At 27.0% G+C, this 3,954-nt stretch carries 4 protein-coding genes; 3 read left to right on the forward strand and 1 reads right to left on the reverse strand.

All coding sequences use genetic code 11. From position 1 onward, the window contains the following. Positions 1-344: 344 nt before the first annotated feature. A complete protein-coding gene (locus IR152_RS19495; protein ID WP_227453483.1) occupies positions 345-1,166 on the reverse strand; it encodes a pyridoxamine kinase in 822 nt (273 codons plus the stop codon). A gap of 244 nt (positions 1,167-1,410) precedes the next feature. Between IR152_RS19495 and IR152_RS19500 the strand changes: the two genes are divergently transcribed. The 3 genes from IR152_RS19500 to IR152_RS19510 all read left to right on the forward strand — a co-directional run bounded on the left by IR152_RS19500 (position 1,411) and on the right by IR152_RS19510 (position 3,798). Beyond that, on the forward strand, positions 1,411-2,565 hold the full coding sequence (locus tag IR152_RS19500; RefSeq protein ID WP_227453484.1) for an amidase domain-containing protein: 1,155 nt from the start codon (positions 1,411-1,413) through the stop codon (positions 2,563-2,565). A 182-nt stretch (positions 2,566-2,747) separates the two neighbouring features. Further along, positions 2,748-2,948, forward strand: a complete 201-nt coding sequence (locus tag IR152_RS19505) for a cold-shock protein (RefSeq protein WP_003419624.1) — start codon at positions 2,748-2,750, stop codon at positions 2,946-2,948. Between the two features lie 421 nt (positions 2,949-3,369). After that, on the forward strand, positions 3,370-3,798 hold the full coding sequence (locus IR152_RS19510; protein ID WP_009889129.1) for a CBS domain-containing protein: 429 nt from the start codon (positions 3,370-3,372) through the stop codon (positions 3,796-3,798). Positions 3,799-3,954: the final 156 nt, after the last annotated feature.

Consider the following 3,954-nt stretch of genomic DNA (forward strand, 5'->3'; position numbering starts at 1 on the left):
CGATAGAGATATAAATGCAAGTATAAATATATTAAAAGAAGGATTAAGACTAATAACAGTTCAAAATAGATAACTTATGTAAGAACCGTAGGAACTACGGGGATAGCCTGTGGAGAATTGGTAAGACGTATTTTAGTATGCAAAATTCTATGAAGCAGGAACCCTGTGACTTTAGTCATGGGAGGTTCAGAAAAGAAAGGATGAAATATATTGAAGATTCTGTAAAAATTGGTGGTGTTATGGTAACAATTGAAGTGCCGATTGTTTAATAAATAATATCCATTTTGTAAATACCTAAATTTTATGATTATAAGTATTTATAAAATGGATAATTTTTTTAAAATTTATATATTAGTTAAATCTGATAAAAAGTTTTCAAACATAACTCCATCATTTCTATCAGTATAAAATTGAGATGTGTAATTTATAGTTTTATATATAAAATCTGTTGCAGTATTAACAGCTACTCCCAAATCATGTTTATTTACTAACATACCACAAAGTATAGATGTGAATATATCTCCTGTTCCACTATAAGAACAATTATTGTATTTAACTGATGTAAAGAATACATGGTCACTATCTCTATCATAAGCTAAATTTAGTATATTATCGTCTTCTAATATACCAGTAATAACGACTTTGCTAGGTCCTAATTCAGATACGGATTTTGCAATATATATAAGCTCATCTCTATTATAATCGCTTTTAGTATAGTCATTTCCAGTTAAGAAACAAGCTTCCGTTAAATTAGGCGTAGTTAAATCTGAATGTTTAACTAATTCTTTGATTTCTTGTCTCATTTCTTCTGTGAATATTGGATACATGACTCCATTATCACCCATCACAGGGTCAACTACGATAAAAGCATTTGGATAATCTTTTATAAAATTAGCCACTATTTCGATTTGATGTTTTGAACCTAAAAAACCACTATATATACTATCAAAGTTGACTTTTAAATTTTTCCAAACATTTGAATATTTTACCATTTCATCAGTAAAGTCTAAAAAAGTAAATTCAGGATAACCAGTTTGACTTGAAAGTATGGCTGTTGGAAATGGACAACATTGAACCTTTAATGCTGAAAGTATAGGTATAGCAACCGATAATGAACATTTTCCTATTCCAGATAAGTCATTAATTGCTGCGACTTTTTTTTGCATAAAAAACCCTCCATTAGTATGTATTAATTATAATGATACCAAAATATTTATATACATATATATTACTATAAAAAAAAGAAAAAAGTAGATTATAAAATAAAAAATTGTAAAAAAAACAGTGTATCGATACAATTAATTTTTAATATTGGACATAATAAAATAGAGAATTATTAAATATAAAAATTATTGTATGTGGCAGAATATTCTTTTCTTTTGTAAGGTGTACTATTTGGGAGGTGTAGCTTTGAAAATACTGAAAAATAAGAGTAAGTACATCAAAGGTATAATGGCATTTGTATTTTTGTCTTTAGCTACTACAGCAGGTGTATTTTTAATCAATGATTTAAGTATGAAAAATATGGAAGAAAAAGTCATGGAATCTGCAAATGTTGAAGGTGATGATGTAAAAGACCAATATAAGCTATTGCTTGAAAACTTATTTGATTACAGAAATAAGGCAATATTAGAGAAAAATGAAAACATTTTAAAAGGTCTTTATGAGACGGATAAAAAATTTGGTCTTTGGGCTTATGAAAATGAAGTAAAAAAGATGAAGTATTTAGAAAACTGGTCTAGTAAACAAGGTGTAAAATTTAAGGACATAAAGACAAGAGTTAAGATTAAAAAAATAAAGGAAAAAGAAAAAGACCTTTATGGTATAATCTGTTCAGTATCGACTGAATATAGGTATTCATATGAAAATCAAAAGGACAAAGAAAATGTCTTTAGAATAGGTACATATCATTATCTAAATGTAAAAATTATAGATAATCAATATGTCATAACTAAAGAGTGGTATACAGACCCTTTTGCAGACTCTTTAAATTTAGAGAACATAAAATCTGATGATATAAGAAATTATATTGGTCAACAAAATGGTGTAGAGTTACAGCTTACAGGTGAACAAAAGAAGGCTATAGATTATGCACATAAATACTGTGGAGCAGCAGCTGATGAAGAACATGACATGAAATTTAATCCAAACTATAGGGATTATAATCCAGATGGTGGAGATTGTGCAAACTTTGCATCACAGATAATGTTTGAAAGTGGAAGATTCAAAAAGAACTCAATTTGGAATTATAGTCAAAGAGCAGGTACAAAAGCATGGGTAAATGCACAAGCTTTTAAAAATTATGCACTATATAGTGGAAGAGGCTCATTAATTGCTAAAGGTTCTTATGAGGAAGTGTACAAAGAAGCTTATAATCTACGTCCAGGAGATTTTGTTGGTTATGAGAAAAAAGGTAGAATAACACATGTTTCGACAGTAACAGGATTAGACTCAAGAGGATATCCTTTGGTAACTTGCCATAATACTGACAGAATGTTGGTTCCATGGGATTTAGGATGGAGTGATAAATCCATAAGATTTCATATAATAAAAATAAATTATTGAAAAATTATAAATAAAAATAAAGTATAAAAGATAATAATCATTTGAAATTATAAAGTAAAAAAATTGATTATTAATGTATAAAAATAATAATAATTGACAAACATAGCTATATATGATAGAGTAGTAATAAGGTTACAGAAAAGAGTAGCTAAATAATTGTGTTTTTTTAGGAGGATTTATTAATGAAAACTGGTGTAGTTAAATGGTTTAACAACGAAAAAGGATTTGGATTCATATCTGTAGAAGGTGAAGGAGATGTTTTCGTACATTTCTCAGCTATAACTGGAGATGGATACAAAACATTAGAAGAAGGACAAAGTGTTGAATTTGAAGTAGTAGATGGAGCTAAAGGTCCTCAAGCTGCTAACGTAGTTAGATTATAATTAAAAATTCATATATATTAGTGTTCTAGTAATATGAGATATAAGCCGCTAATCGTTTAGCGGTTTTTTCAGTTTTTGTAGATAAAATTAATTGCAAAATAAATTAAAATTATTAAAATAAAATCATTAATAATAAGATAAATATGTTAAAATTAATAGTGTAGAGTAAAATTATTATGGCTAGGTTTAAGTCAATTAATTTTTAGTTGATTTTTCTAAAAAGAGAGTAAGTGATACTGATAGACCATATAAAAATATTAATAAAGCGTAATAAGAATAAAATAACTAAAAGAAAAACGCTTGTTACAGCGTATAGTATTAAGAATACTTAGAAAATAAGAAAGGAGAAAGTTACTGCAAAAAAGTAACATTATAAATATTGGATGATATTTATAAGTTTTCAGTAACGGTGGGTAGTGTAATGAACATATTATTCTTTCTAACACCAAAAAGTGAAGTAGCATATATATATGAAGACTACACTATAAGGCAAGCTCTAGAAAAAATGGAATATCACAAATACTCTGCAATTCCAATAATAAGTAAGGATGGTAAATATGTTGGGACTATAACAGAAGGTGATTTTTTATGGACATTAAAAAACGATTTAAATCTGGACTTAAAAGGATTAGAAGATGTTCCAGTGACAGACATAAATAGAAAAATGGATAATTCTCCTGTTTCCATCAATGCAGATATTGAAGATTTAGTTATAAAATCTTTAAATCAAAATTTTATTCCTGTCATAGATGACCAAGATACATTTATTGGGATAATAAAAAGAAGAGATGTCATAGGATACTGCTATGAGATAATACGTGGATATAAAAATTTAGCTAATGATAATTAAAAAATTTCTTTAAAATTTTCAAATTTTTAGAGAATGTATATAGATTTGTGTAAATATATATTTTTGCTATTAAATATTACTGGAAACTTTCAATTCTAGTAATATTTTTTTATTATCAGGAAATACTAATAATGGTATTTTATACACATTTATTGT

Origin of the sequence: Clostridioides sp. ES-S-0108-01, assembly GCF_020662285.1 — a bacterium.
Classification (GTDB): Bacteria; Bacillota; Clostridia; order Peptostreptococcales; family Peptostreptococcaceae; genus Clostridioides.

Coding starts and splice junctions, on each gene's coding strand:
- IR152_RS19495 (WP_227453483.1), bottom strand. CDS start 1,166: ATGCAAAAAAAAGTCGCAGCAATTAATGACTTATCTGGAATAGGAAAA.
- IR152_RS19505 (WP_003419624.1), top strand. CDS start 2,748: ATGAAAACTGGTGTAGTTAAATGGTTTAACAACGAAAAAGGATTTGGA.
- IR152_RS19510 (WP_009889129.1), top strand. CDS start 3,370: ATGAACATATTATTCTTTCTAACACCAAAAAGTGAAGTAGCATATATA.